This is a genomic window from Spirosoma terrae, from assembly GCF_010435915.1.
GTDB classification, from domain to species: Bacteria; Bacteroidota; Bacteroidia; order Cytophagales; family Spirosomataceae; genus Spirosoma; species Spirosoma terrae.
Genome location: NZ_JAAFZH010000005.1, coordinates 25984 through 52868 on the forward strand (window position 1 = coordinate 25984; position 26885 = coordinate 52868).

The window sequence follows — 26885 nt, forward strand, 5'->3', positions numbered from 1 at the left end:
TTATTCTTCATGGATTTTCTTGATTATTTTACTAATTATTTTGCCCAATAAAAACCTTAGTTGCTTTTCCCAGTTCTTGGGTAAGAAGAAAGCTATTATTGTATCTTTGATAATCATGTCGATTGTATCTTTCACTTCTTTTATTTGAAGAGGCTTTACGTACTCAAAGATAGGTTCATTTTTCATTCTTTTATTTATGTACAGTAAGTTCCACAAGGGATTACTCAACTCGTAAAATAAATTAATAGCTTTCGTGTGCTGAATAACTTTATCTAATACTGCGCCTATTTGCTGCTTGCTATGTTGTCGATACAGTCCTAAGCATTCATTATGAAAATAAATATTTTTTTTTGATAAGTATGTTATTGCAAGCTGGTAATCGTGTATCACGTGAGGAATATGGTCATGAAATACGACTGGATTTGATGGTTTTTTAAAACACAATGATGCTCCTGTTACCATATTTCCAAAAAACAGTGTATGAAATAAATAATCTTTATTGCTATAATTTTTTGCTAAAAAATTTTGAAAGCCCATTGTGTCCCACATGGTGAAATTAAATAAAGCCTTATCTTCTGAACATAATTGTAAATTATGGCTTATTGCTTCTACAGCAGGATGGTAATTAAATAGACAAGCGATTGAGCTGATTTTTTTGGGAAGCCATATATCATCTTGATCCGATAAAAATATTATTTCTTTTGTGCATAAATTGATTGCCTTTTCAAAATTCTTTACAACTCCCAGACGTGCATCATTCTTGTAAATCTTTACAAGATCAGGGAACTTAAGTTGATAAGTTTGGAGTATATTTAATGTATTATCTGAAGAGTTATCATCACATACAATAATTTCATCTGGTATTAAGTACTGCTGTAAAATACTGTCTAATTGTTCCGCAATATATTTTTGGCCATTATAGGTGCAAAGAGCTACAGAAATAGATTGGCTATATTTATTAAAATCACTCTGGTGGTATTCTAAAATTGTATCTATTGTATTTACCGCCTGGCTTAGTGAGCCTTTTTGTGAAACTAATTTGTATCCATTAATTCCTATTTCAAGACGGTTTTGAAACGGAGTATTGAAAATTCTTAAAAGAGCTTCGGAAAGAGCTTCTGAGTCTTTGTTTTGTACGATGTAACCGGTCTCCTTGTCAATGACAAATTCTTGGGCAGATCCCATGTCAAAGGATACAACGGGAGTTCCACATGCCATTGCTTCTGCTAGCATTGAAGGTCCAGAGTCTTCCACAGAGCAATTTACATAGACGTCTGCCGCTTGATATAATGACGACAATAAACGTTCGTCTTTGATATATGGAATTTGTTTCTTCTTGAACTTAATGTCTTTGTGAATAGGCTCGTCTAAAATTTTAGTAACAGATAAAATTTCTATTTGTGCGCGCTCTACTGGCTGTAATTTGTTCCAAAAAAAAATTATAGTTTTTACGAAATAATCGTAACCTTTGCGTTCGTCTTGCGTATTCTCAGCGCCTGCGAGAATATAAAATATGTTACTATCTAATCCGAAAAAATCTTTAGCGATATGTCTTTTATATGGATTATATATAGTCGTGTCTACAACACCGGAAATGTTAAAAATAGGTTCCTGAGTTTTGTATATTAACGATTTTAAGGCTTGTTTTTGGGTCCATTTAGTTCCTGCTAATAATTTAAAATTGCCCGATTTTACATTATTGTTTTTTATACGGAAGTTTCGTCCTGCTATCTCTCTAAACTTATTATCTAGAATAGCGGGGCAACGTAACGTATCGCAACCGTGTATGAAACCTTCACAGTTCCAGGCAAAATGGCAGCCTCCTGTGAAATGATTCATGTCTACTGCAACATTATACACAATTGCCTTAGTGGCTTCTGAAAGGTTTAGAATATCAGTAGAAGTAAGAAAGTCAAATGTGATTCCGACAAAAATGATTTGAGGGGTAAATTTAAGATGCTGTAAAATTACTGATGTATCCTGATAGGAGTTCTCTTCGTTTATTGTATTAAAAATATACTTAGGGTCTCTATCTACAGCTTTGAGAACGCCATTCTTCTCTACTAGGTGTCCAAGTAGAGAAGAATAGTTTTTTCGTGGTGGTAATTTCGTTATTAGGACGTTGTAGTCTACTTTGTCACGAACTAATACCTCTACTCTGTGTCCTTTTTGATGTAAAGATTCTGCTACTTTAATAAGTGCAGTATTTGCGCCAGTCTGATCTCCTAAAGTAATGAATAATATATTTGACTTAGTATTAGTTAACATATATATTAAAATGATCTAAGCTTTCTGGCATCTAATCCTTCTCTTTTTTTTGTGCCTTGTACGCTATATACTGAATGAGGCTCTACATCTTTGTTTATTATACAACCCATTCCAATGAAGCTCCCTTTTCCAATATGAACTCCTGATTTCACAATACTACCCATGCCTATAAATACATGGTCTTCTATTGTAACATTACCCCCAATCAGTGCTGCAGATATAAACGAATAATCTCCAATTTTTGAATGATGCCCAAACTGAGAGTCAATAGAAGTTACTCCATTTCCAAATTGAACGTAAGGGTGGAACCTACTGGCATCATCTATGAAAGTATTCTCTCCAAAAGTAGGTAAAAATAAGGTATTGTTGTTTGAGGGGCGATAATTAGCAAGTTGATAACCCTTAGCTTTTGATTGTATGCACAGCTTTTCTAATACGGCATTTAAATAGTAAGGGCCTACACCAATGAACATTTCTGCTTCTTGATGTGAGAAATGATTTTCAATTTCTTCGAAGCAGAATACGGGTAAACCAAAATGCTCTTTTTGCTGGTAATATGCTTGTTCAACTGTAAATGCTACTACTTTATAGTTGGAGTCTTTTACAAAATAGGCGTAAACTAACTCCGCATGAGAGCCTGTTCCATAAATAATAAGTTTTTTCATGTTATATCACAAATAAACTATTTTTGGAAAATGTTAGACATAATTCTGTGATCAATATTTTATATGCTAATTTATTGAAAATTAAGGTTCATCCTAAGTGCGTTCTATAATAGCTCAAAAGATTTTTATGGTTTGCTTTTAGTCTACTGATATACAATGCTGAATAGAATTGGATTAAGTACTTGTCACTTGCATTCATTTTTAAATTTTCTTTCATTATGGTTTTGGGTTGAATATCCTATTTTGAAAGCATAATATATTAATTTTACAGTGCATTGATTATTTTCTGCCTGTATACTTAGCTAAATCAATAGTACATACTATTATGATTCTATGGCTCTCGTGCTAGATATTTGTGACATTATTGATCCGTGAGTAAGTTTGTAATGTGAGTGTCTTTTGCTTTCTATGGCCAACTACAAACAAGCAGATTAAGAAGCGCTCCGACGACGTTGTGTTGAACTCAGTCAGGCCGGTTGGCAACAGGCAGCTATTGCTCAAGCATTCGGACTAACTCAACCTTGGGTCTCTCGAACTCTTAAGAAATACAATCAGCAAGGACTAACCGCCTTGCAAGAAGGGAAGCGAACTGGCGCACCTGCCCGACTATCGGCTGAGCAACTGGGGCAACTAGTCATTGAGCTTAATAAAGGAGCAGAACATCACGGCTTTAGCGGTACAGTTTGGACCCGTCCTCGAATCAATGAAGTGATCAGGAGGTTCTTTGGCGTCAGTTATGACCCCTCTCAAGTGGGTCGTATTCTGAAGAAAGTCGGTTGGAGCAGGCAGTTGCCGCAACGCAAAGCCCGTCAGCAAGATGCGCAGGCAGTTGCTCTATGGCGAGAGCAACGCTTACCCGAACTCAAAAAAAGCGAAGGATGAAGGGCGAGTTATATTATATGTGGATGAGTCAGCCTGTTATCTCCTGCCCTTAGTAGCTCACACTTGGGCACCTCGCGGAGAGACACCAGTACTGGTTGAGCAAGCGGGACGCGCCCACTTAAGCCTCCTTGCTGCTATTGCTCCTAACGGTGGGGTCTATGTGGCTGGTCAGGACCAGGCCTTCACTGGAGAAGACATTGTGTGGTTTTTAAGCCAACTCTGCGGGCGTTACCGAAAGCGGGATTTGCTACTTATCTGGGATGGGGCGGCCATTCATCGTAGCGAGGCTGTTAAGCAGTTCCTTCGAGAGCGCCCTGGTCGGATCCACTTGGAACGCTTGCCCGCTTACAGTCCGGAATTGAATCCGGTTGAACTGGTTTGGAGTCAGTTAAAGGGCAACCTAAAAAACCGAGTGTTTACTAGCCTAGACGAACTAGTAATAGCAGTTCTTGAGCAAACAAAACGTTTAGAAAACGAGCCTGAATTAGTGAAAGCATTCTTCAATAAAAAAGAAGTAGCTTTCATTACAGACTAATTCACGGATCAATAATAATCACGCAGCTTATGTCCTATTGTAGTGCCATTGACTCAATGCCCGCCGATAGAAAGGCGCTTCATAAAACGTATCATGATCACTATTACGGTTTTCCAATTCACGACGACAATGAGCTATTTTGCCGGTTGGTTTTAGAGATTAACCAGGCAGGTTTGAGCTGGGAGACAATTCTGAAAAAAGAAGCCGGTTTTCGTAAAGCCTACGATAATTTCATCATTGAGAAAGTAGCCGCTTATACGGATGAAGATCGTGATCGTCTTATGGGCGATGCGGGTATTATTCGCAATCGGTTGAAAATCAATGCCGCTATCGAGAACGCCAAAACCATTATGGAACTTCAGCAGGCGCATGGTTCCTTTGAGAAGTGGCTCGAAAGCCACCATCCAAAATCCAAAGCAGAATGGGTGAAGCTTTTCAAAAAGACCTTTCGGTTTACGGGCGGTGAAATCGTTGGTGAGTTTCTAATGAGCATTGGCTATCTGCCGGGTGCCCACGCTGACCACTGCCCGGTTTATTCATCGGTGTTACGTGCCGAACCGCTCTGGTATAAGCGGGCTCAGTAAGCATGATTGGTATCGTTGCCCAATCGGTGGGCAACGATACGTTAGTAGCCGGAAATTAGTTGTTGTTGCGGATTACGGCTGGTAAAATATACTCTTCCATCATCTTATCAACCTGCGAATGAGCGTATCCTGTGTTATAGGCTTTCGCCGTAACAACAATAACCAGCGGCTGGTCTTTAAAGACAAAAATCTTATTACCGCCGTTTCCTGAGCAGTAATACGTTTCGTGCGACTGGTCACCAACCCGGTACGTCTTGTTCCAGAACAGATAGCCGTAATACTCATTGATTCGGCCGGGGATAACTTTCTGGTGAGAAAACGATTGGCTAACCCAGGCTGCCGGAAGCAGTTGCTTATCATTCCATCGGCCGTTATTCTTATATAACTGGCCGTATTTCGCAAAATCGAGTGCGTTCATCCGAATGCCACCGGCCAGGCTGATGGCTTTCTGAGGTGTATATTGCCATTCATACTTCGTAATCCCCAACGGCTTAAAGAGTTTCTGACTGGCATACTGCTCCAGCTTGTTGGGCACTACTTTATTTAATACATCGCCCAGGAGCACAACCCCGGCCGTAAAGTAATGCCATTCGCCTTTGAACTTGTCAGGTTCAACGGGCAGATCTAACACGAATTTGATCCAGTTGGCGGTTGGATACATATTTTCTTCGTTACCAGGCGAGTCGTTGTCGTCGTCGTTGCCGTCAAATGCTGAACTCATCGTTAATAGATCCTTTAGCGACGTACTGGCTTTGGCCGATGAATAATTGGCGAAATTCGTTAGGTCGTAAAAGTTAGCCAGCGTCTGATCTTCGCTTTTTAGATAGCCTTCCTGTTTCGCAAGGCCGGTTAACGTAGATGCAAATGATTTACCTACCGAGCGCACATCGTGGAGCGAATCGCGGGTGGCTCCATTGAAATACTCCTCGATGAGCAGCTTCCCATTTTTCAGGACGACTATACTGGTGATATTCCTGAAAACGCCAGCATCGAGATTACCTTTCAATACTTTGATTTTATCTGTATCGAACGACTCCGCCGAAACGCTGATATCAGCGTAAGGAGTTGGTTTGGTCAATTGGATGGTTGCTACGTTGATCGTTGGTTTGCGCTTTACGTTCAGGTTGAGCTGGCCGGTTGCCATTAAGTCACCAACAATGGGATTCGCATAATTGAAACAGGGTTTGATGTCGAGCCTGAATACATGTGAGCCATCGCTTAATGCCTTATCTCCGCCGTTGTTCATAAACCGCGACCAGGCCGACTGACTCCACCAGGCTCCTTCGTGCTGGTTATCGATCAACGGCTTTCGAATCGTCGTTTCGGTATTTTTAATCTGTGCATAGGGCGCTCCCGGATGCAGATTGCTTTGATAAATCAGCCGATCATCAACGTAAAAGTTAAACTGGTACCCCCCGTTTTTCGTGAGCGAATCGGCGGGTAGGTTAGGAGCCAGCTGGTGCAAATAATTCGTTAGCGAGGTGCCCATAAAAACCGTCATGAATAGATTGCTTTTATTGGTTAGCTCGTAACTACTCAGAAAGTCGGCTTGCTTCAGGTCGGCGGGGGTGATCGATTGGTTCGTAAAACAAATTTTGCCAATGTTGGCCCGGTGTAACTCAGAGGTGATTCCCTGCGTCTTGATCCAATCAACCGATTGGCTATAAACTTGACAAGCCGACAGTAGGGCCAGATAGAGAAGAAGTACGCGAACTTGCATAGAATGAAAAATAAAATCCTGCGCGAAGAGACGAAAAACAACCCGGTGGAACGAACCAGATTATAAACTGGGCGCTTTTTTCAGGCTGTTTTTATAGCTGGCGGGATTTTGTCCGACAATTTCTTTAAACGTGCGGTTAAATGTGGTTTTGGAGTTGAAGCCAGAATCGTAGGCGATACCCAATAACGTAATGCGATCGTAGGTCGGGTCCTGCATTTTGCGCATGACTTCGTTGACCCGATACTCATTGATCAGATCATTGAAGTTCTTGCCGGTTCCCAGATTGATGATTCTGGATAATTCGTTCGGGTGCAGATTCAGCGCTTCGGCCAGCGAACGTAGCGTGAGCCCCGGATCTAAGTAGAATAGGTTCGTTTCCAATTGCGTTCGTAGCCATTGGGCAGTTTCCAGCAGCTCATCTGAGGTCTTTTCCGTCTGAGGCTGAACAAGCTTTTCTTTCTCTCTCTCGACAATCAATAGCTCTGGCCGTAAGAACGATTCGGCACCAATCCAGATGGTCATGAACGCGAGCAGGAGGTAGAGCGGATAGTAACTGGCAATGCTTAACTGGTAATGATAGACGAAATAATCGACCAGCGTATACGGAATCCAGGCAATCCAAAGTAGCCCGAACAGAACCAACAGACGCTGTAACCACTTCGACTGATAGCGCTGCGCATCACTTAATTGATCCGATAGCTCCTGGTCAAACGCCCGCAACCGTTTCAGCGCTAATCCAGAATAGACTAACACGGAAATAATGGCCAGCAGTTGTAGAACGGGGTTGATGAGCTGAAAAATCTGGGTAGTATAGGTAGGAATCTGTTGGTGACTGCTCTCCCGTATTTGTAAAATCTGCACAGCCTGCTCAAGCAGTAATGGACTAAAGTGCAGGAAATCGTTAGGCTTAATCGGTAATTCGGGCCGAGTCAGCTTGCTTACATAAAAATAAAGCAGTGGGCCAATGGTTAATGAAAACTGGAGAGGAATCCAGCTCCAACGGGGATAGTATCGGTCCAGCTGTACGTCAATAGCCACCACCCAAACCATCCATAAAACAATAGTGAGTAAAACCAGCCCCAAAAAACGGTTGGCAGCCTGATTGATTCGTTTTGTCAGTACTAACAACAGGCTGAACGTAGCACCAATGAAAATGGCTGCCAGAAATAAGAGATCATACCCGTTTATACCGAATTGAGGTTTCATACTACGTTGTGGATCAACCAAAGAGACAACGAATTCAACAATACGTTGCTCAGAACGACTGGAACATTGGTTTATTCGTTGTCCGCAACGTAACGTTTTTTACGGCTCCTGTTCCGCGAAAACCATACAGGATGCCTATAATATCTACTTTTTTGGTGGGCAGTGTTGACGAATAGACGACCTTATTATTGACAGTATAATACAGTTTCTTCCCGTCGCTGTGACAGCCTACGTGAACCCAGTTGGTGAAATCGACGCCCAGCCCGGACAAATCCGTGTTCTTCCCAGAAACGTTACGTGTTCCGTCCATCAGCGCCAGCTCAGACACGCATCCTTTCGTAGAGAGCGGAATCGAAATGGGCATATCGTTGGTCATCAGCACAATCCAGGATAGCTGACACGTAGCGGAACCTTCGCTATATTCATTTTTTACGTCACAGTCGAACGTAAATTCGGTTACGGGCACGGGAGAAAAATTGCCAACGTTGAAGTACTTTACCAGGGGAGCTTCTGGTTGTAGCGGTACGTTCTTCTCGTTGATTGTCGCCAGGGGCAAGCGCATCATATCCGGCGTAATAAAATCGGTCGACTTTAGGTAGATCGGAACCGACTTGGTCGCAATCGTGCCCAGCCAGCCGTTTGTCGGAATCAACAGCGAATGTTCTTTCACAACCTCATGCCCCACCACCAGTTTGGCTCGGTAAAAACCCGGTTCGTAATAAATTGACGTATGCGTTTGGCCGTCTTTAGCAACGACTTCCCGCCGGGTCTGATCCCAGGATTGCTGGATATAAACCGAATCGGTTGGCGATGCTGAGGCATCGTAAGTAAAAATGACCGAGTTCGGAATAGTGCGAGTAAGTGGTTTACTGCTGAACGTATAGCGGGCGGCATTGATCTGGGGGTTTTTCTGTTCAAATGCTGCCATCCCGAGCAAGACTATCACGATAGTAACCCCCGAAATCCAGCCCAGCTTACGCCAGTTGATGGCTGGTTTGGTAGACTTCTCAGATAACGTATCAACAGAGACTGGTACCTCATTTTTGCTCTCCTGCAACTTAACAAACTGCCGCCAGTCGGCGAAACCGGCAAATTGAGCCAGCGTATTCAACGTAGTGCCGCTCGGCATATGCTGATAATCGACCCGCCCCCAGATTCGACGTAGCGTACTGGCACTGAGCGAAACGCCCGTTTCGTCCAGAATACGTTGTTGAAGATTCTCAAAGTCGGCACTATTCCAGGTTTCACCCGCGCCCCAATCGAGCTTTTGCTCAATCACTTGTTTACATCGCAGTAAATCTGCTGACTCGGTAACCATTGAAAATCAGTGTGATATAAGTTGAAAAAACTTGATTGCTGAATGATTTTATGCAGATGGGCTTTCTCGGTATGTTTGCCGACACATCGTTAATCGGGGTACGAGTATACATTTTTTTACGATCAACTCAACACCACCTGTCCGCCTTAAAACGATCTGTTGTCGCTTTTTCGTCAATCCCAAACGCTTACTTATACCCTTATGTACCGTCTCGCTTTTCTTCTCTTTTTTCTGCTGATACGTCTGGCAAACGCTCAGAAAGTGCCTAATCGTAAACCAGCCGAACTACGTATTCCCATGACCGCTCAGCAGTGGACTTATGCCCCCGGACAGGTCGAATTTATACCCAGTAAAGAGAAAGGAACGACCGCCATGAAAATAATAAAAGGTCCGAAAAGCATCGTTCTGAACGACGTTACGTTTACTAATGGCACCATTGAGTACGACGTAGAACTCACGGGTCCCGGTTTCCCCGGCATTAATTTCAGAATGGATGCCGACCAACTGAACGGCGAAAATTTCTACCTGCGTTCGTTCGGGAAAGTAACGCCCGACATACGAACTACGCTGCAATATGCGTCCATCGTCAATGGTATGAGTATGTGGGATCTGGCAGATGAATATCAGGCGGGTGCAACCATGTTTGAGGCTGGCTGGAACCACGTCAAGCTAGTCATTTCGGGACGGCAGATGAAAGCCTATGTCAACGACATGAGTAAGCCTGCCCTGATCGTTCCTGAACTGGAAAGTCCGGCCTTATCGGGTGGTATCTCGCTGAGTGGTGCCGTCAATTATGCCAATCTGGTGATCAGACCCGACGTAACGGAGGGCATTAATCCGGAGGCTGGTTATAATCTAATTGACCATGATACCCGTTACCTCCGTAACTGGCTCGTCAGCGAAGCAAAGCCTTTCCCATTTGGCAACGAGCCCGTTATCGGCCTACAGAGCACCTATGCAAAAGCGGGTCCGGCCCAACTACCCGACAGCACTACTAAATGGATGCCAATCAAAGCCGAACACCGGGGCATTGTCAATCTGAGCCGGCACGTAGCGCGGACGAAGGATGAAGCGCGGACGCTGGCCTGGCTTAAAACCAGTATTCAATCCAGTAAGGCGCAGGAACGTGTCCTGCATCTGGGTTTCAGCGACGAAGTCTGGGTCTTTATCAACGGCCAATTTCTGTACGCCGACAAAAATTACTTCGGCACTCCCCAGCAGAAATTTCCGAGTGGCCGCTGCACCATTGAGAATACAACCATCCGATTGCCACTGAAAGAAGGTAACAATGAAATCCTGATCGGTTTGGCTAACTATTTCTACGGATGGGGCATTGTGGCCCGTCTGGATGACACAGTTGGTATTCAGCTCATGAACTAAGCGTTCACCAATCAAATTCCTCTTACCATGCTACGTAATTATCTGCTTATTGCGCTACGTACGTTCAAACGTCAGAAAGGGTTTACGCTTCTTAATGTATTCGGGTTGGCTATTGGGCTGGCCAGCGTTACGTTGATTTATCTGTTTATCATTGACGAAGAAGGTTTCGACCGATTTCATCCCGACTCCGACAATCTGTATATTCTGGGTAGCCACCAGAAAAGTAATGGCCAGGAATATACAACGGCTTATGCGGCCGGAGCCTGGCTAAACGCGCTCAAAAGTCGTTTCCCGGATGTTACAGGTGGTACTCAGGTGGTTTCGCTGGGGTATCCGGCTTCGTTCTGGGACAAAAAATCCGATAAGATCCTCCTGTCGGAAAATGCGTTCTGGGTAAATTCCGATTTTAAAGAGGTCTTTCTGTTTCCGCTGCTGCACGGCAACCCCGAAACGGCGTTTGAAAAACCCAACGGCATTGTTCTTAGCCGAACCATTGCCCGGCAATTTTTCGGCGATCAGAATCCCGTCGGTAAAACGCTGGAGATAAGCCACATTTATGCCACGGAGAACAGATACGTACCACTTACGGTAACGGGTGTGCTGGAAGACTACCCCGCCAATTCGCACATCCAGCCCGACTATCTGATTAGTACTGGTATGCTTCGGCCCATGATGACGGCTAATAACCAGAACTGGCTGGAAAACTGGGGCAATGGAGCGGGCTACTTCCTGACGTATCTGCACCTTAAACCCACTGCCGATGTCGGCAAGCTTACCAAATCGCTGAATCAGGTCGTTCAGGCGAATTTGAAGAAAGACCCTATGCAAACGATTGAGCCGGTTATTATGCCGTTGAAGGATGTCCATTTCAACGAGGCTCTGCGATCGAGTTATAACAACAGCCGGATTGGCGACGTCAAATACCTCTATATTTTCGCCTGTACGGCATTGCTGGTCATTATCATCGCCAGTATCAACTACATGAATCTGGCCACAGCCCGGGCAGTCAGGCGAGCCAAGGAGATTGGCTTACGAAAAGTACTGGGCAGCAATCGATTACAACTGATCTGGCAATTCCTGGGCGAATCGTTATTTACTACGTTCATCGCTCTGCTGATTGCGTTTATGCTGACTCTTTTCCTGCTGCCCGTGTTTAATCTGATTTCGGGAAAGCAGTTCACACTGGCCCATCTGGTGCAAGGCCGATTGATTGGCATGACGCTCGGCACTACGTTGCTGGTTGGGTTGCTGGCCGGGAGCTATCCGGCTCTGTATCTGTCGGGTTTGCTGCCGGTGAGTATCCTGAAGAATGCCCGGTTTACCAGTCCCAGCTCCGACTGGCTTCGGAAAGGGCTGGTTGTGCTGCAATACACCATTACCATGCTGCTGATTATCTCGACCTGGGTGATGATGAAACAGATGAATTATATCCACCAGTCGACGCTGAGCAAAAGTGGCGATCAATTGCTGTCTATTCGCTGGTCGGGCATGGCGTCGATGGATAAATATCGTTCCTTAAAACAACGTATTCTGGAAGATTCCGAAATCGAGGTGGTAACGATGGCCAATCACTTGCCGAATCAGGATTATTTTGGTTCGCTCGACCACGATGTTACGTTCCCTCAGTTGGGCAATCAATCGTATCGGTGGGCGGGTATGAACGGCGACTTCGATTTACCGCAGGCTTTTTCGCTGGAACTACTCGCCGGGCGACGTTTCCGCAACGATACCCCAGCCGACTCAAGTGCCTATCTGCTCAACGAAAGTGCCCTAAAAGCACTGGGTTTGCCGCTGGATAAAGTACTGGGAATGCGACTAACCATAAAACGCCCCTACGAACAAGCGAATCAGAAAAAGGAAGGAACCGTCATTGGCATTGTTCGTGATTTTCCGTTTCGATCCATTCATCACACCATTTCCCCCTTAGCCATCAGCGCTCGCCCTGATCCGGAAGATCGGATTGTGTACATCAAATTACCCGCCGGAAAGTTTCAGGAAAAGATTGCCGAAGTCGAAGCAAAATGGAAACAGGTGCTACCGGGAGTTGGCTTTGGGCACTGGTTCATGAGTGAGGAATTCGGGCGGATGTACGAAGGTGAAAATCGGATGGCCGGTTTGTTCAAAGCGTTTTCGCTGTTGTCGATTCTGATTGCCTGCATGGGCTTGTTTGGCCTATCGTCTTATCTGGCCGAACGACGCAAGAAGGAAATTGGCATTCGCAAAGTGATGGGCGCATCGCTGACTCAGATTCTTGGCCTTCTGTTCACGCCTTTCCTTACGTTGCTGGCCGTAGCCTGCCTGCTGGCGATTCCGCTGGGCTGGTATATGATGCACCGCTGGCTTCAGGATTTCACATACCGCGTCAGTCTGGATGTTTTCATTTTCCTGCTCAGCATTTTCCTGGTCATGTTTCTGACAATGGTGGTTGTCAGCTACGAAACAATACGAGCGGCATTCGTGAATCCTATCAAGAGCTTGCGAAGCGAATGAAATACAATAAGAAAGCCGGAGCAATATTGCCCCGGCTTTCTTAATATGATTACCTGATCACTTACAGATCGGCGACTGCTTTATTGATTTCGTCTTTCGTTTTTCCGGTTTTCTGCTGGATTTTACCCCACATTTCGTCTTCCTTACCTTCTGCGTAGGTTAGATCGTCGTCAGTAAGGTCGCCATAGGCTTGTTTGATTTTACCTTTCAGTTCGTTCCAGCCTCCTTTAATCGTTGTCTCGTTCATGACAGTAGTGTTTATGCGTTGAGAAAAAATGTAACTTTCGTAGTTACATCAATAGAACTATGTGGAGACAGAATTGTTTTCTGCGATGTGTTCGACAATCTTCTCAGAGTCGATAGCAAGGTGATAAAGAACGCCTTTTGCCGGAACCGAAAAACCCAGAAAATAGAGTCCTTTCAGGGACGGTGTGTCGAACCAGAGTTTTTTGGGAAACCCTCGTTCATTCAGTACGTTATCAGCCAACTCGTCACCGATAAATGAAGCGATTTCTGGGCGATAACCAGTAGCCAGCAGGATGGCATCGAATGGGAGTTCACGACCATCAGAAAAATTTACTGTTTTCGCGTTTACCTGAGTAATCGCTGGCAGTGCCGTGATGTTGCCTGCTTTGATTTGATCCAGCGTACCCACATCAATGACGGGTATTTTACCTCGCCGGGAGTCATACGTAGGCGGATGTTCCGGTTTTCCCAGACCATATGGTGATACGTCGCCTACGGTAATTTTTTGCGTGAGGCCAGAAACCAGATCGCAAAACCAGGCTGGAAATTTACTCAGCAAAATAGCTGTTCGCTGGGCAGGCCGTCCGAACGTATCGCGTCTGATAATGTTGATTGGTCTTCGAATAGAAATAAATGATTTTGCGCCATAATCGAGCAGATCCAACGCAAGCTCGGCTCCGGTATTCCCCATGCCTACGACAAGCACGTTTTCATCCCGAAAAGGCGCTCCATTTCTATACTCATGGCTGTGCCAGATAATACCCCGAAAATTCCGCTGGCCGGGGAGTTCGGGTCGAAAGGGAACCCGGTTGTAGCCCGTGGCGATAATAACCCGATCCGCCGAGAACGTATCGGTTTGGGTGTTCACCGTCCACGTACCATCAGATGCTTTATGGATTTTTGTAACCGACTGATTGAAAAGCGGTTTGATGCTGAACTGTTCGGCATATCGTTCCAGATAATCGACAAACTGTAGTCTGGAAATATAGGTAGGGAAATTAGCCGGGTAGGGGAAATGAGGCAGGGCCGAGTACTCTTTGACCGTATGTAAGTGAAGCCGGTCGTAGTGATTGCGCCATGAAAAGCCAATATAATCACTGGCCTCCAGAACGGTAAACGCGATGTTATGAAAGGCCAGTTGACCGGCTATAGCCAATCCCGCTGGCCCTGCTCCAATAATAATTGTTGACATAACTTCTGGAATGTGGTTTTCAGCGTAGGTAGGTATGGGAAACGACGTACCATCGAATTAACCAACAGTTATGCAATCTGAAAACCATAGTCCATTGGTTTTATTTAACCCGTACCCACGTCTGGGTTTTTCCAATTAGCGAAATGCCTAAATAACCACGAACGTCCAGCGTATTAGGGTCTTTCAGGGTCATTTTGCAATTGTACTCTTTTCCGTCTTCGGGATTATAGATTTTCCCATCGCTCCAGACATTTCCACCATCGAATTTAAAATTATACATAATTGGCAAATTCATAAGCGGCCTGTTCCGTTTGGAAGCATCGCCGTTTCTAGCGTCTGTTTTGGGTTTGCCCGTTGCCGGATCGTTGGGTTCGCTAAGCCAGATGAGTTTGCCAAAGTACGTACCACCCTGCTTATAAATTTGCACGTGTCCCTTTTTGGTGCCATTAAGCCAGGTGCCAATAACGGCATCCGGGTTCTCTTTAGGGGCAAAGGCGGTTTGTGTGATGAAGAGAATAAGAACGATTGAGAGGTTACGAATGCTTCTCATGTGGATTTAGTAATTAGAATAAAATGCGATTTTGTTGTACTAACGTAAATATGGGGCAAAAAGTCTACCGATAGATGGGCGAGATTCTTAGATTTACAACGTATTGTTACGTATCTATAGAGGTATCGAACGTACTGTTCCGTTATTAATCAGGTCTAACTCTAACCGCTTTGCTGGTCTAATTAAGCTATGTTCCATCGCGACCCCAACCGTTCTTATCCAACTGAAACAGAGTCGAGAATGATTATTCGATTTCAGGACTGCGACCCGTTGCAGCACCTGAATAATTCCAAGTATTTTGACTATTACTTCAATGCCCGTGAGGATCAGGTAGCAAAGCTCTATGATTTTAATTACGGACAAATGTTCCGGGAGCTGAAAACGAGCTGGGTCGTTTATCAGCATCAGATTGCCTACATCCGGCCTGCATTGGTCAGTGAGTGGGTACGTATTACGTCCCGGCTGATCTATTACAATGATGATACGCTCGTGGAGGAGTTTTTTATGACCGACGATGCCAAAACGCACCTGAAAAATGTGTTATGGATGACATCAAAATACATCAGTGTTGTAACCGGAAAACGGACCCCCCACGATCCGGAAGTGATGGATTATTTGAAAGCAACAAAACTGCCTGATGTCGACTATCCGGCTATTAGCTTTAACGATCGAATCAAAGAAATCAAGAACCAGTTGTTCCCCACTAAAGCAATTTAGCGATACAACAATGGTTTTGGGGTGATTTTGCCTGGATTGCTACCAAAATTGAGTCGAAAACCGTAAACTGCAAGTTGAAAAAAACTCTCCCCTGTGCGTCTCCTCAATAACTTAACCGTTCGTGTCCTGATTGCCATCACACTTGGTATTTTAACAGGCTATTTTTTCCCCGAAACAGCAGCAAAACTGAAGCCCCTTGGCGATCTGTTTATCAATCTGATTAAGATGGTGATTGCGCCCATTATCTTCCTGACGATTGTATTGGGAATCAGCAATATGGGCAACCTGAAAAAAGTAGGACGGGTAGGAGGTAAGGCGCTGCTTTATTTTGAGATCGTTACGACGGGCGCACTGGCCATTGGACTGGTGTTAGCGAATCTGATTCGGCCGGGCGATGGCGTTCAGACCAGTGCCGTAAAAGGGGGCGATGTTAGCAAATATACCGAGCAGGGCGCTGGAATGGACTGGACGGAGTTTTTTCTGCACATCGTTCCCAGCAATGCTATTAAGGCGTTTGCCGAAGGTGATATTTTGCAGGTTCTGGTTTTTTCGATTCTATTCGGTGTTGGTCTGACCCGTATGGGCGACTTTGGCAAACCGCTCATTCTGACCTTTGAACGCTTATCGAAAGTGTTTTTCAATATTCTGAACGTAGTGATGATACTGGCACCGCTGGGAGCATTCGGCGGAATGGCTTTCACCATCGGTAAATATGGCCTCAGTACGTTAGTCCCATTGGCCAAGCTGATGGGAACGGTTTATGCAACCATGTTCTTGTTCGTGTTTGTGGTTCTGAATCTGATACTACGTTATTATAAAATCAGCCTCTGGACAGTGCTCAAATTTATCAAAGAAGAACTCCTGATTGTGTTGGGTACATCGTCGTCGGAGTCGGCTTTGCCCCAGATCATGGATAAGCTCGAAGCGTTGGGATGTTCTCGTTCGGTTGTCGGGTTGGTAGTACCGGCAGGGTATTCGTTCAATCTGGACGGCACAACCATTTATCTGGTTATGGCTACAGTTTTTCTGGCTCAGGTTTTTGGGGTAGATCTTACGCTAGGGCAGGAACTTACTATTATTGGCATTCTGATGGTTACGTCGAAAGGGGCGGCCGGGGTTACGGGTAGTGGCTTCATTGTGTTGGCCAGTACGCTGACCGCTATTAAAGTGATTCCGGTGGAAGGCTTGGCGCTCTTGCTGGGTGTCGATCGCTTTATGTCGGAAGCGCGTTCAATCACAAACATCATTGGTAATACGGTCGCAACGATTTTTATTGCCAACAACGAACGCGAATTTGACCGGGTTAAATATAATCAAGTTGCCAGCGGAGTTACCGAAAGCGAATCGGGCGATTATAAGTACTAGATAATTAGTAGATTAGCGTATACTATTTAAAATTTTTAGGCTTATTCGACGAAAAAATTAAACCATTTCGTGGGTTGTTGTTCAAAGGGGCAAATACCACCTTAAACAACAACTACAAATGAAAAAAGCATTGATGACTGCCGCTACTCTGGTTGTGTTATTATCGACGAACGTAGTAGCGCAACGCTATGGCTATCCTTCTTATCCGCCTGCCCGGCCTGGGTATAATCAACCAGGTTACAATCAGCCCAATTACAACTACGATTACGATGATTATCAGTTTGACCGGCATCTGGAATGGTGGGATCGTGAGTTGAATCTGTCGCGGAGGCAGGAGCGGGAAATTCGCCGGATTCGTAATCGTTTTGAACAACAAACCCGTGGTATTGATGCGCGTGATCCGCGCCAACGGGATTTCTTCCGTCAGACTCGTCAGCGCGAGTTCTTCGATATGATGGCGGTTCTCAATCCTGATCAGCGCGACCGGGTTATTCAGCGGATGCGTCCTTATGAACGTTCGGCCAGTCGGGGGCGCGGTTATGGCAATGATCGGGGCTATTACCCAAGAAGTTATTAATTGTAGAGGAGTGAGGTTACAACCAGCCGGTCGTTTGGATCGGCTGGTTTTTTGTTGAGCCTCCAGCCCTAGTAGTACTGCCATTCAGCCTTACCTACGACCGTACATGCAACGCTTGATGAGTGTGTCCGTCTTTATTCGTATTTTTCCAGGAAACTCATACTATAGAACTGTATGTTAAGACATCAACAGATCAAAAAAACGGGCGTTCTGTTGGCTGTAGCCGCTACGTCGGTTTTTGCTCAGCCAGCGCCCCCCAAGGTTACTATGACTCAGAATCCATTCCTTTTGCCGTATGCGACACCCCATCAGACGGCTCCTTTTGACAAAATTAAAAATGAAGATTATCTGCCTGCATTGAAAGACGGCCTGGCGCAGGGACGTAACGATGTTGACAAGATTATTACGAATTCGGCTAAACCTACGTTTGAGAATACCATTGTTGCACTGGAGCGGTCGGGTGAGTTACTGGGAAAAGTAGCAGCCGTCCTATTTAATCTAAACAGTGCTGAAACATCGCCCGAACTTCAAAAAATCGTCAAAGAAGCCTCGCCTTTATTGACTGAGTACGGTAACGATATTACGCTGAATGAGAAGTTATTTGCGCGTGTAAAATCGGTCTATGACCAGCGGGCTAGTCTGAAACTTGATCCGGAAAGCGCAATGTTGCTCGAAAAAGCCTATAAGCGGTTTGCCCGTAATGGCGCTAATCTGGATGAAAAAGGGAAAGAACGGCTCCGGGCTATCGACAAAGAACTTTCACAACTGTCTCTCCAGTTTGGCGAGAACGTACTGAACGAAACCAATGAGTACGTTATGTACGTAACCGACGAAAAAGATCTGGCCGGTTTACCCGAATTTGCCCGCGAGGCAGCCAAAGCAACGGCTAAACAAAAAGGCAAAGAGGGCTGGGCTTTCACTTTGCAGGCGCCAAGTTATGGCCCATTCATGCAATACGCCGACAACCGCGAATTACGTAGGAAATTATTCCTGGCCTATAACGGACGAGGATTCCACGGGGATAAGAACGATAATTCGGCCATTATTAAAAAGGTTGTTGACCTACGTTACGAACGGGCCAATTTATTAGGCTATAAAACTCACGCTGACTTTGTTCTGGAAGAAAGTATGGCCGGTTCGAAAGATAAAGTACAAAGCTTCCTGGATGAGCTTGTTACGTATGCGCGCCCGGCTGCAGAACGGCAATTGACTGAGTTGACTACCTACGCGAAGGCGAATGGTTTCAACGAAGACAAATTGCAGAGCTGGGATAACAGCTATTACGCCGAGAAACTCAAGAAAGAAAAATATGATCTCGACGATGAAACGTTGAAACCCTATTTCAAGCTGGAGAACGTATTGAATGGCGTATTTACGGTTGCTAATAAGCTGTATGGTATTACGTTCAAAGAGCGTAAGGATATTCCGGTGTATAATTCAGAAGTAAAAACGTTTGACGTGTTCGACAAAGATGGAAAGTTTGTTGCCGTGTTCTATGGCGATTACTTCCCTCGTCCGGGCAAACGGAGCGGTGCCTGGATGAACGACATTCAGGGGCAGAAGATTGAAAATGGCGAGAATGTTCGTCCGCACATTATCAATGTCTGCAACTTTACCCGTCCAACCGAAACCAAACCATCGTTGTTGACCTTCTACGAAGTCACTACGTTGTTTCACGAATTTGGTCATGCACTTCATGGTATGCTGGCGAACGGTAAATACGAAAGTTTAAGTGGTACCAGCGTTCCGCGCGATTTCGTTGAGTTGCCATCGCAGGTGATGGAAAACTGGTGCTACGATCCGGAAGCGCTGAAATTGTTCGCGAAACATTACCAGACTGGTGAAGTCATTCCGAATGAACTGATTGAGAAAATTCGGGCGAGTCAGAACTTCCTGGCTGGTCTGGCTAACCTGCGTCAGCTGCGTTTTGGTCTGGTCGATATGTATTACCACGGTCAGAAGCCAACGGGAGAAACCATTTCGCAGGTTGAAGGTAAAGTCGATTCGGTTGCCAACCTGTTTCCTCGGGTTGAGGGTACAGCATTCAGCCCGGCCTTTTCACACATCTTTGCGGGTGGTTATTCGGCGGGGTATTATAGCTATAAATGGAGTGAAGTGCTGGATGCCGACGCCTTTGAGTTCTTCAAAGAAAAAGGCGGTCTGGATAATAAGGCTGCCGCTGAGAGCTTCCGTAAGAACGTACTGGAGAAGGGTGGCAGTGAGAAACCAATGGAACTGTATAAAAAATTCCGTGGCCGTGAGCCATCACCTAAAGCGATGCTACGTAGAAGCGGCTTGATTTTGTAGTAGTAACGATCAAGTGAACGTAACGTAACGGGTCAGCACACCATGTGTACTGACCCGTTTTTTTTTTGCAGGTAATTGATTGCAAGACGGAGGATTCATCCTAATCTGTTCGACAGCGAGCCTAGTAAGTAAATACACTTAATTACTCAAAACGGATGAATATGAATGAATTAGTCACTAAAAAGTAAGTATTGTTCCTGGTTATTATGTTAGTTTTGGTACTATTCTATAATATTTATGGACTATACTGTGATGATAAGTGTATTTTATCATATGTAGTTTTACACAACTGAATATATAAAGTTTTACGTATAGTATATATGATCATATAAATTAACCAAATAGTATATTTTTATTTTCTTGTATGTTCATGCGTATACATTTGTGACTCATGAAAGTCGTCAGGGTTACAAATTGATTATAGAAGTTTTTTAGTCTATACAATGATGGTCTATAATCTGAAATAAGTAGCCTAAGTGTTCATTGAAACTCAACCTCAAAAGGTGTCTGCGTTAAGCAGTTTGATGGATAGACGTTGATCGTCAGCCAGGTGCTATAGGTCGACCGTTGTCAGGAAAGGAATACGAATTACGTTCTAAGGACAACTTATCCAGACAAAGTGATTAGCGTAAACAGCTTCTAAAACTTTTCTTGGAACATGAATGAATTGCTCTCTATCGCATTGCATGTCTGGCAATAGCTTATGAGCACCTGTATCGACACGGTGCTCCTCCTTCTTATCCTTTACGTTCAATTTTCTCTACTAATCAACTGTTTTATGAAAAAACTATCTACGCAATGGTGTAGGCTGTTATGTTCCAGTTGCCTCACATGGGTAACAGCTACGGTATGTTGGGTACTGTATGCTCCAACAGTTCTAGCACAGGAAAGTAACTTAACATGTAATGCCGCAGCAAGCACAAATTGGGTTAATACACCTTTTTCACTGACACAAACAAATAGTGGAACCACAACTCTACCGATCAATGGATGGAATGATCCGGGCGATGTTATCGATAACGGCACCAGCAATTTTGCGTTAACATCAGGAACGTTTAGTGATCGTTTCATTCGGGTGGGAGACCCTACCAATGATTACAATGCGAGTGGTACAGAAACGTATTATGTAGGGTTTCGTGTTGGTTCGGGTGTAACGGCATTCGTAGGAAATCTTACTATAAAAACCTATCTCAATGGCAATCAGCGAGATGTGTATACAACCCCCTATACAGGGGCTATTACCTCTAGTAACGATATCGGTTTTACGACACGGTTGTCATTTGATGCTATAGAGGTCAGCGCTTCGGGATTAGGGGCTTTCCGGGTTTATTACCCATTAATTCGTCGTTTTTGTGCCGGTACGCCTGTAGCCAGTGCTACTTGTAATACACCTATTGCGTTAAATTTTCCGGCGTATCCGGTTATCATTGATGACGATAACACGGGTATTGCGGGAGGAGCTTTAAGTTTGGGGTCCATTAGTGATCCTGGTAACGCAATTAGTACAGATCCAGCTGATTATGCCACGCTGACTATGTTGGCTAGTGTGGCGGGAGGTTCGGTTAACCTGGCGGTTAAAGATCTGGTGACTACGTATCCTTCGGGTACATTTGTTGGGTTTGATATTCAGAATACCGGCCTACTAAGTATTGGCTTATTAGGTTCTATTGAAGTCACAGGGTTACTGAATGGCTCGGCGGTTGCTGGGCAGGTGGCAACAGGTAGTAATCTTCTACTGTCGGCAGGAGTTGCCAGTTCGAGCGGTCGCCAGACGATTGGATTTGTAACAACCGCACCAATTAACGGTATTAAAATCTCGATTAAATCGGGGCTGCTTGATGTGAACTTACTAGGCGCTACTCGGGTGTATAGCGCTGTTTTTAAGCGATTTTGTGCGGCTACGCCAGGTCTGGTTTGTAATACGCCTACCCTGGTTACGAGCCCTACCTACCCGGTTTTTGTCAATGCCGCTAATACCGGTTATACTGGAGCGATAAGCGCTAACAGTGGTGTTCAGAATACTGCCAATCTGGTCGACGCTGATGCTACGAATTATGCTTCCATTGTATTACCTGTTGGGGTTGCCGTTAATGCTAATCTTTCGGTTAAAGATCAGATTACCGAATATCCGGCCGGAACATTCGCTGGTTTTGATATTGAAAACACTGCTTTGATTGGTGTTGACGCACTTAGCGGCATAAAGATAGAAACCTACAACAATGGTGTCCCAACCAGCGAGTCGGTTGCGAGTGGCAGCCTGGCCAGCGTTACGTCGTCGATCTTGAGCGGAACCGGTCGCCAAACGATTGGTTTTGTGGCCAGTGTACCATTTGACGAGGTAAAACTAACGGTTCAGCAAACGGGGGTCGATTTAGGCACCATCCGAGTATACGGAGCCGTACTTACGAAGTTTTCGGCTGATTGCCCGGTTCCTGACCTGGCCTGCAACACACTGACACCGGTAGCCAATCCAACTCATCCGGTCTATGTCAGCGGACGTAATACTGGTTTCACTTCGGCGCTGTGTGCTGGTTGTACCATCAACAACTCTGAACGGGCGGTAGATAGTGATCCGTCCAATTACGCATCGATTGTTCTTACAGCCAATGCCCTGGGAACAGCTTCATTTGCCGTCGCTAACGCTATTGATACGTATCAGGCGGGCAGCTTTGCCGGTTTCCATATCGAAACGCCGACGTTGGTATCGGCTGATGTTATCGGTTCGGCAACCATTAGTCTTTATAATAATGGTACGTTAGTTCAGGCCGCGTCGCCTAGTGTTTTGCTGGCCGGGGTAACGGCTAACTTGCTGACCTCTGGTCCGAATAGCCAGACAGTAGGTATTGTTGCTACGGTACCCTTCGACGAGGTTAAAATTACATTCAATCAGGTGGCAACCGTTAATCTTGGAACCGTTCGGATTTACAATGCCATTGTTCAGAAAAGCTGTTCCAACACGATTGCCTGTAATAATACGTATTTCCTGAATCGACCAACGTTCCCAGTTGTCATAGACGCAGCCAAGACTGGAGCTTCAGGGATTGCATCAGTTGGATTAGGCAATGCCATAGTCAACGAACCGTGGAACGTAGTGTCGGCTAGTACCAGCGATTTCGCCAGCATAAAAAATAACGTATCGGGTGTCGCTTCTGTATCATTAGCGGTTGTCGATCCTGTCAATACGTTCCCAACGGGTACATTTGCCGGCTTCACTTTAAGACGAGTTACCAACCTGGTTACCCTCGATCTGTTGAATGCGTTGACGGTTACCACCTATCTGGATGGGCAGCAGCAGGAATCTAAAACAGGGGGTAATTTGCTTGATTTGACCTTGATTCTGCAAATTTTCGGAACTACGGCCAGCGATTTCGTGAATGTAGGCTTCGTGACAACCAAACCTTTCGATGAAATCAAACTAACAGTAGGTTCGCTCGCCAGTGTAGCTGCTCTGTCTGGATCGATTGATGTGTTTGGGGCCTTTATCGATACGCGTACATCGTCGGGCGATGGATTGGCTTGTGCGATTACTACCAACCCTGATTTTGCCGTAACGAATAAGAACGTACCGGTAGCGGGCAATGTCCGCACAAACGATATCGTTCCAACAGGCACTACGTATGGGCCAACGCCCACGCTAATCAGTGGGCCGTCGGGAGCAACACCAACGTGGACGCTTACGTCGTCAGGTAGCTTTACGTTCACTAGTGCTACGCCAGGTGTTTACGTATATAGTGTACCGGTATGTACTACAGCTAACAATTGCGTATCGGAGAAACTAACGATTACAGTACTCGATCCGACCGTAAATACGAACAACCCGGTTGCCAATCCCGACATCGTATCCATGACTGGCGCGCCAACCGCCACTACGGCTGTTACGATCAATGTCAGAGTGAACGACGGTCCAGGAAATCCCGGTGGTACGTTAGGTGACCCATCGGTTGTCAGTGGACCTACAAATGGTACAGCTACGATCGTTGGCGGTAACGTACAATATAAACCGGCTAATGGCTTCTACGGAACAGATGTGTTTACATATCAGGTGTGCGAAACACCCAACCAGGGGTCTCCGCTTTGCTCTACGGCTACGGTTACTATAACGGTAAAAGCACCAAACAGTGCCAACACGACATTGGTTGCCGATGATTACGTCAGTACGTTCCAGGGCTTGCCTGTGTCGGGTAATGTTAGCACGAACGACAGCGATCCGGAAGGCAACACCCAAACCGTAGCAACGCAGAATACAACTATTCCTGGAAAGGGCACGTTTGTTCTGACATCAACGGGCAGCTTTACCTTCACGCCAACCGCTGGGTCGACCGGCCCTGTTGACTTTACCTATACGGTTAGTGATAACGGTTTGCCATCCGTAAGTGCTTCGGGAACACTGCATATTCTGGTAAATCCGTTTAATCCAAACCCGGATTTCTCGGTTAGCAATGTGGGCGTACCTACTGCCGGAAGCGTAAGAACAAACGATATTGTGCCGGTTGGTACTACGTATGGACCAACTGCTACCCTGGTTAGCCAACCGTCGGGCTCCTCGCCAACACTGACGTTGACATCGACCGGTAGTTATACGTTTACAAGTACTACGCCTGGTGTGTATGTCTATAGCGTACCAGTATGTGCAACGGCAACTTATTGCGTGTCTCAGTCATTAACCATTACGGTTCTTGATCCTAACGTAACAACCAATCGACCCGTTGTTAATCCTGATTTTGCGCTGATCATTGGTAGTCCAACCGCGCCACCGCCGGTCAATATTAACGTGAAGGCCAATGACGGACCTGGTAACACGGGTGGTACGTTAGGTGATCCAACTATTGCGCAAGGCCCGTCAAATGGCACGGCCAGCATTGTTGGTGGAAACGTACAGTACACACCGAATGCTGGTTTCTACGGAGTCGATGTTTTAACGTATCAGGTGTGTGAACCAGGCAGCAGTACTAACTGCGCAACCGCAACAGTCACTATTACGGTACAGGCGCCGGGCGGCCCAACTGTAGTATCGATCAATGATGACTACGTATCAACATCGGGCGGTACGCAAGCAACGGGTAATGTGCTGAACAACGATTTAGGAAACAACCTGAACGTATCAAATACGGGCACCACCACTACGTCGTCGGGTACACTTGTAATCACCAATACAGGTAGCTTTACCTTCACGCCAGCACCAGGCGTAACAGGGCCAACTGAATTTACTTATACCGCTTGTGATGCCGCTGGAACCTGTGGCAGTGCAACAATCCATGTATTAGTAAACCAGGGCTTCCCGGATTTGACGCCTTCACAATTCTTGTCAAGCGCTCAGATAGCAGAAGGACAAACCGTTGATGTATTGGTATCGATTCGGAACGTATCTGGAACATCAACCAATGGCACTGTTAGATTCTACGTCACCAACTATGTACCTTCTACGGGATTGACGATGGTTGTAAACACAGACCCAAGCGTTACAATTGGTGGAACAAGTTATCAGCTTAACACCAGTGACTTCGCTATTTCGTCCAACAATTTCGCCTTTACTCTCGAATCGGTGGCTGGGCCATCCGGGGTTATATCAGCTAATGGCAGAAAATTCATCGCTTTCAAAATAACTCGTGCTACTGGTTCGACCAAGGGTGATGTGACAAACACGGTTACAATTGAAGATGGAACGGGCGGAGGAGAAACCCCCGTAAACAATAATACAATATCGAATAGATTTTTTAAACAATAATTAACTCTAATGTGATTTATGAATGATATTAAATATTTAATATCATTCATAAATCTTAAACGGTAACCAAAAATAAAAATTTATGAAAAAGCCTCTCTACGTATCTCTATTTTTGTCCTTTTTTGGGCTGGCTACCCAATGGGCCTCTGCGCAGACGCAAGTTGATCTGCAGGGCGTCTCTATTGCTCCATTGACAAGTGATCCGATTGGTATTAATCAGCCTCAGACTGTAGAGGTAGTCTTGAAAAATAATGGCCCTGGAGCAATACCAACAGGCGAAGCGGTAGCTACTGTAACTATCTCTACTCCACAACTCCGTTTCGATACGCCTTTAAATTTTACGGATGCTTCTGGCTTGTGGACTGTGACTTCTTCCAATACTAATACATTAATACTGTCTAATACTGGGGGGCCTCTTCCTAGTAATCCAGCTGGCGGCTATTCACTTCGCTTCGGAGTGCGGGGTAATGCTCAGGGAGCTGGAAATTTGAACTTGGCGTCCACTCTATCGCCTACTGCTACTGTTAGCGACCGAGATGGAAACAACCAATCGGCTAGCGGAAGTATTACGGTAACTTCTGCTCAACCAGTTGCGTTAATCTCATTCACAGCCAAAGCACTGGAAGATCGTACGGTGCAACTGGATTGGGTGACGTCTCTGGAAACCGATAACAAAGGGTTTGTGGTAGAACGTAGTAAAGACCTGAAGAGCTTTGAGAAAGTAGGAGAAGTGGGTGAAATAGCTCCAAATAGTAGCGCTAAGAAGTACTATAGTCTGCTCGACAGAACACCTTTTGCCGGAACCAGCTATTATCGGTTGACACAGATTGATCTAAGTGGGAAAACAACCACCTATCCAGCTGTATCGGTAGTATTACGGGAAGGGGCTTATGGCGTATATCCTAATCCAGTAGTAAAGGGTCAACAGTTCCTGTTGAATTTAGATGAACCTGAAACAGCCGTTGTTAATATGTTTGGTGCCGATGGCCGCGCCTTGCCTTTACAGAAAGCCGGAGTTCAATCGGGAGCCGTCCTGCTACGTACTACAGGCACTCTATCGACAGGTATGTACATCGTAACGGTTGAAGAGCGTGGACAGAGCAGACAGCATCGGATTGTGGTTGAATAGTGTTCGTTAGCCTAATCAGAAGCTACTTC

The 26885-nt window shown here is 45.3% G+C and carries 19 protein-coding genes and 1 pseudogene; 12 read left to right on the plus strand and 8 right to left on the minus strand.

Features of this window, described 5'->3' with window-relative positions:
* A complete protein-coding gene (locus GK108_RS13180; protein WP_163948707.1) occupies window positions 1-2268 on the minus strand; it encodes a glycosyltransferase in 2268 nt (755 codons plus the stop codon).
* A gap of 5 nt (window positions 2269-2273) precedes the next feature.
* Entirely contained in the window at window positions 2274-2933 is a 660-nt protein-coding gene (locus tag GK108_RS13185; protein ID WP_163948711.1) for an acetyltransferase, read from the minus strand.
* A 492-nt stretch (window positions 2934-3425) separates the two neighbouring features.
* On the opposite strand from GK108_RS13185, the pseudogene GK108_RS31265 reads away from it, so the two are divergent.
* The 4 genes and pseudogenes from GK108_RS31265 to GK108_RS13195 all read left to right on the plus strand — a co-directional run.
* Window positions 3426-3494: pseudogene (locus tag GK108_RS31265) on the plus strand (hypothetical protein); the annotation flags it as partial.
* A 9-nt stretch (window positions 3495-3503) separates the two neighbouring features.
* The gene (locus tag GK108_RS31270; RefSeq protein ID WP_246224885.1) at window positions 3504-3815 is read left to right on the plus strand and encodes a winged helix-turn-helix domain-containing protein; all 312 of its coding nucleotides are present in this window, start codon (window positions 3504-3506) and stop codon (window positions 3813-3815) included.
* Entirely contained in the window at window positions 3751-4350 is a 600-nt protein-coding gene (locus tag GK108_RS31275; RefSeq protein WP_246224887.1) for an IS630 family transposase, read from the plus strand. The genes GK108_RS31270 and GK108_RS31275 overlap by 65 nt, the downstream gene beginning before the upstream one ends.
* A 29-nt stretch (window positions 4351-4379) precedes the next feature.
* Window positions 4380-4934, plus strand: coding sequence for a DNA-3-methyladenine glycosylase I (locus GK108_RS13195; RefSeq protein WP_163948714.1), 555 nt, complete (start codon window positions 4380-4382; stop codon window positions 4932-4934).
* A 55-nt stretch (window positions 4935-4989) separates the two neighbouring features.
* On the opposite strand, the gene GK108_RS13200 is transcribed toward GK108_RS13195, so the two are convergent.
* Genes GK108_RS13200 through GK108_RS13210 form a run of 3 tightly spaced genes read right to left on the minus strand, consistent with a single transcriptional unit; the run spans window position 4990 to window position 9178 of the window.
* Window positions 4990-6654 (minus strand): serine hydrolase domain-containing protein, encoded by a 1665-nt coding sequence (locus GK108_RS13200; RefSeq protein WP_163948717.1) that lies wholly within the window; start codon window positions 6652-6654, stop codon window positions 4990-4992.
* A gap of 60 nt (window positions 6655-6714) precedes the next feature.
* Window positions 6715-7860: a helix-turn-helix domain-containing protein gene (locus tag GK108_RS13205; protein WP_163948720.1), complete on the minus strand. Its 1146-nt coding sequence runs from the start codon at window positions 7858-7860 to the stop codon at window positions 6715-6717.
* Window positions 7861-7909: 49 nt separating this feature from the next.
* The gene (locus GK108_RS13210) at window positions 7910-9178 is read right to left on the minus strand and encodes a hypothetical protein (RefSeq protein WP_163948723.1); all 1269 of its coding nucleotides are present in this window, start codon (window positions 9176-9178) and stop codon (window positions 7910-7912) included.
* 201 nt (window positions 9179-9379) lie between these two features.
* Between GK108_RS13210 and GK108_RS13215 the strand changes: the two genes are divergently transcribed.
* On the plus strand, window positions 9380-10558 hold the full coding sequence (locus GK108_RS13215) for a hypothetical protein (protein ID WP_163948726.1): 1179 nt from the start codon (window positions 9380-9382) through the stop codon (window positions 10556-10558).
* A gap of 27 nt (window positions 10559-10585) precedes the next feature.
* A complete protein-coding gene (locus GK108_RS13220) occupies window positions 10586-13048 on the plus strand; it encodes an ABC transporter permease (RefSeq protein WP_163948730.1) in 2463 nt (820 codons plus the stop codon).
* Window positions 13049-13109: 61 nt separating this feature from the next.
* On the opposite strand, the gene GK108_RS13225 is transcribed toward GK108_RS13220, so the two are convergent.
* The 3 genes from GK108_RS13225 to GK108_RS13235 all read right to left on the minus strand — a co-directional run bounded on the left by GK108_RS13225 (window position 13110) and on the right by GK108_RS13235 (window position 15036).
* Window positions 13110-13295, minus strand: a complete 186-nt coding sequence (locus GK108_RS13225) for a CsbD family protein (protein WP_163948733.1) — start codon at window positions 13293-13295, stop codon at window positions 13110-13112.
* Between the two features lie 57 nt (window positions 13296-13352).
* A complete protein-coding gene (locus GK108_RS13230; RefSeq protein ID WP_163948736.1) occupies window positions 13353-14486 on the minus strand; it encodes a flavin-containing monooxygenase in 1134 nt (377 codons plus the stop codon).
* Window positions 14487-14586: 100 nt separating this feature from the next.
* Entirely contained in the window at window positions 14587-15036 is a 450-nt protein-coding gene (locus GK108_RS13235) for a DUF2147 domain-containing protein (protein ID WP_163948740.1), read from the minus strand.
* 189 nt (window positions 15037-15225) lie between these two features.
* On the opposite strand from GK108_RS13235, the gene GK108_RS13240 reads away from it, so the two are divergent.
* From GK108_RS13240 to GK108_RS13265, 6 genes are all read left to right on the plus strand, one after another.
* Entirely contained in the window at window positions 15226-15753 is a 528-nt protein-coding gene (locus tag GK108_RS13240) for an acyl-CoA thioesterase (protein WP_163948745.1), read from the plus strand.
* A 93-nt stretch (window positions 15754-15846) separates the two neighbouring features.
* A complete protein-coding gene (locus GK108_RS13245) occupies window positions 15847-17118 on the plus strand; it encodes a dicarboxylate/amino acid:cation symporter (protein WP_163948747.1) in 1272 nt (423 codons plus the stop codon).
* Between the two features lie 118 nt (window positions 17119-17236).
* Window positions 17237-17695 (plus strand): hypothetical protein, encoded by a 459-nt coding sequence (locus tag GK108_RS13250; protein ID WP_163948751.1) that lies wholly within the window; start codon window positions 17237-17239, stop codon window positions 17693-17695.
* A 174-nt stretch (window positions 17696-17869) separates the two neighbouring features.
* Window positions 17870-20002, plus strand: coding sequence for a M3 family metallopeptidase (locus GK108_RS13255; RefSeq protein WP_163948753.1), 2133 nt, complete (start codon window positions 17870-17872; stop codon window positions 20000-20002).
* A gap of 778 nt (window positions 20003-20780) precedes the next feature.
* Window positions 20781-25727: a beta strand repeat-containing protein gene (locus GK108_RS13260; RefSeq protein WP_163948756.1), complete on the plus strand. Its 4947-nt coding sequence runs from the start codon at window positions 20781-20783 to the stop codon at window positions 25725-25727.
* 82 nt (window positions 25728-25809) lie between these two features.
* Window positions 25810-26856: a T9SS type A sorting domain-containing protein gene (locus tag GK108_RS13265; protein ID WP_163948759.1), complete on the plus strand. Its 1047-nt coding sequence runs from the start codon at window positions 25810-25812 to the stop codon at window positions 26854-26856.
* The last annotated feature ends 29 nt before the right edge of the window (window positions 26857-26885 follow it).

Excerpts from the sequence above, each read along its gene's own strand:
- GK108_RS13180 (WP_163948707.1), bottom strand. The coding sequence starts at position 2,268 with ATGTTAACTAATACTAAGTCAAATATATTATTCATTACTTTAGGAGAT.
- GK108_RS13185 (WP_163948711.1), bottom strand. The coding sequence starts at position 2,933 with ATGAAAAAACTTATTATTTATGGAACAGGCTCTCATGCGGAGTTAGTT.
- GK108_RS31275 (WP_246224887.1), top strand. The coding sequence starts at position 3,751 with ATGCGCAGGCAGTTGCTCTATGGCGAGAGCAACGCTTACCCGAACTCA.
- GK108_RS13195 (WP_163948714.1), top strand. The coding sequence starts at position 4,380 with ATGTCCTATTGTAGTGCCATTGACTCAATGCCCGCCGATAGAAAGGCG.
- GK108_RS13200 (WP_163948717.1), bottom strand. The coding sequence starts at position 6,654 with ATGCAAGTTCGCGTACTTCTTCTCTATCTGGCCCTACTGTCGGCTTGT.
- GK108_RS13205 (WP_163948720.1), bottom strand. The coding sequence starts at position 7,860 with ATGAAACCTCAATTCGGTATAAACGGGTATGATCTCTTATTTCTGGCA.
- GK108_RS13210 (WP_163948723.1), bottom strand. The coding sequence starts at position 9,178 with ATGGTTACCGAGTCAGCAGATTTACTGCGATGTAAACAAGTGATTGAG.
- GK108_RS13215 (WP_163948726.1), top strand. The coding sequence starts at position 9,380 with ATGTACCGTCTCGCTTTTCTTCTCTTTTTTCTGCTGATACGTCTGGCA.
- GK108_RS13220 (WP_163948730.1), top strand. The coding sequence starts at position 10,586 with ATGCTACGTAATTATCTGCTTATTGCGCTACGTACGTTCAAACGTCAG.
- GK108_RS13225 (WP_163948733.1), bottom strand. The coding sequence starts at position 13,295 with ATGAACGAGACAACGATTAAAGGAGGCTGGAACGAACTGAAAGGTAAA.
- GK108_RS13230 (WP_163948736.1), bottom strand. The coding sequence starts at position 14,486 with ATGTCAACAATTATTATTGGAGCAGGGCCAGCGGGATTGGCTATAGCC.
- GK108_RS13235 (WP_163948740.1), bottom strand. The coding sequence starts at position 15,036 with ATGAGAAGCATTCGTAACCTCTCAATCGTTCTTATTCTCTTCATCACA.
- GK108_RS13240 (WP_163948745.1), top strand. The coding sequence starts at position 15,226 with ATGTTCCATCGCGACCCCAACCGTTCTTATCCAACTGAAACAGAGTCG.
- GK108_RS13250 (WP_163948751.1), top strand. The coding sequence starts at position 17,237 with ATGAAAAAAGCATTGATGACTGCCGCTACTCTGGTTGTGTTATTATCG.
- GK108_RS13255 (WP_163948753.1), top strand. The coding sequence starts at position 17,870 with ATGTTAAGACATCAACAGATCAAAAAAACGGGCGTTCTGTTGGCTGTA.
- GK108_RS13260 (WP_163948756.1), top strand. The coding sequence starts at position 20,781 with ATGAAAAAACTATCTACGCAATGGTGTAGGCTGTTATGTTCCAGTTGC.
- GK108_RS13265 (WP_163948759.1), top strand. The coding sequence starts at position 25,810 with ATGAAAAAGCCTCTCTACGTATCTCTATTTTTGTCCTTTTTTGGGCTG.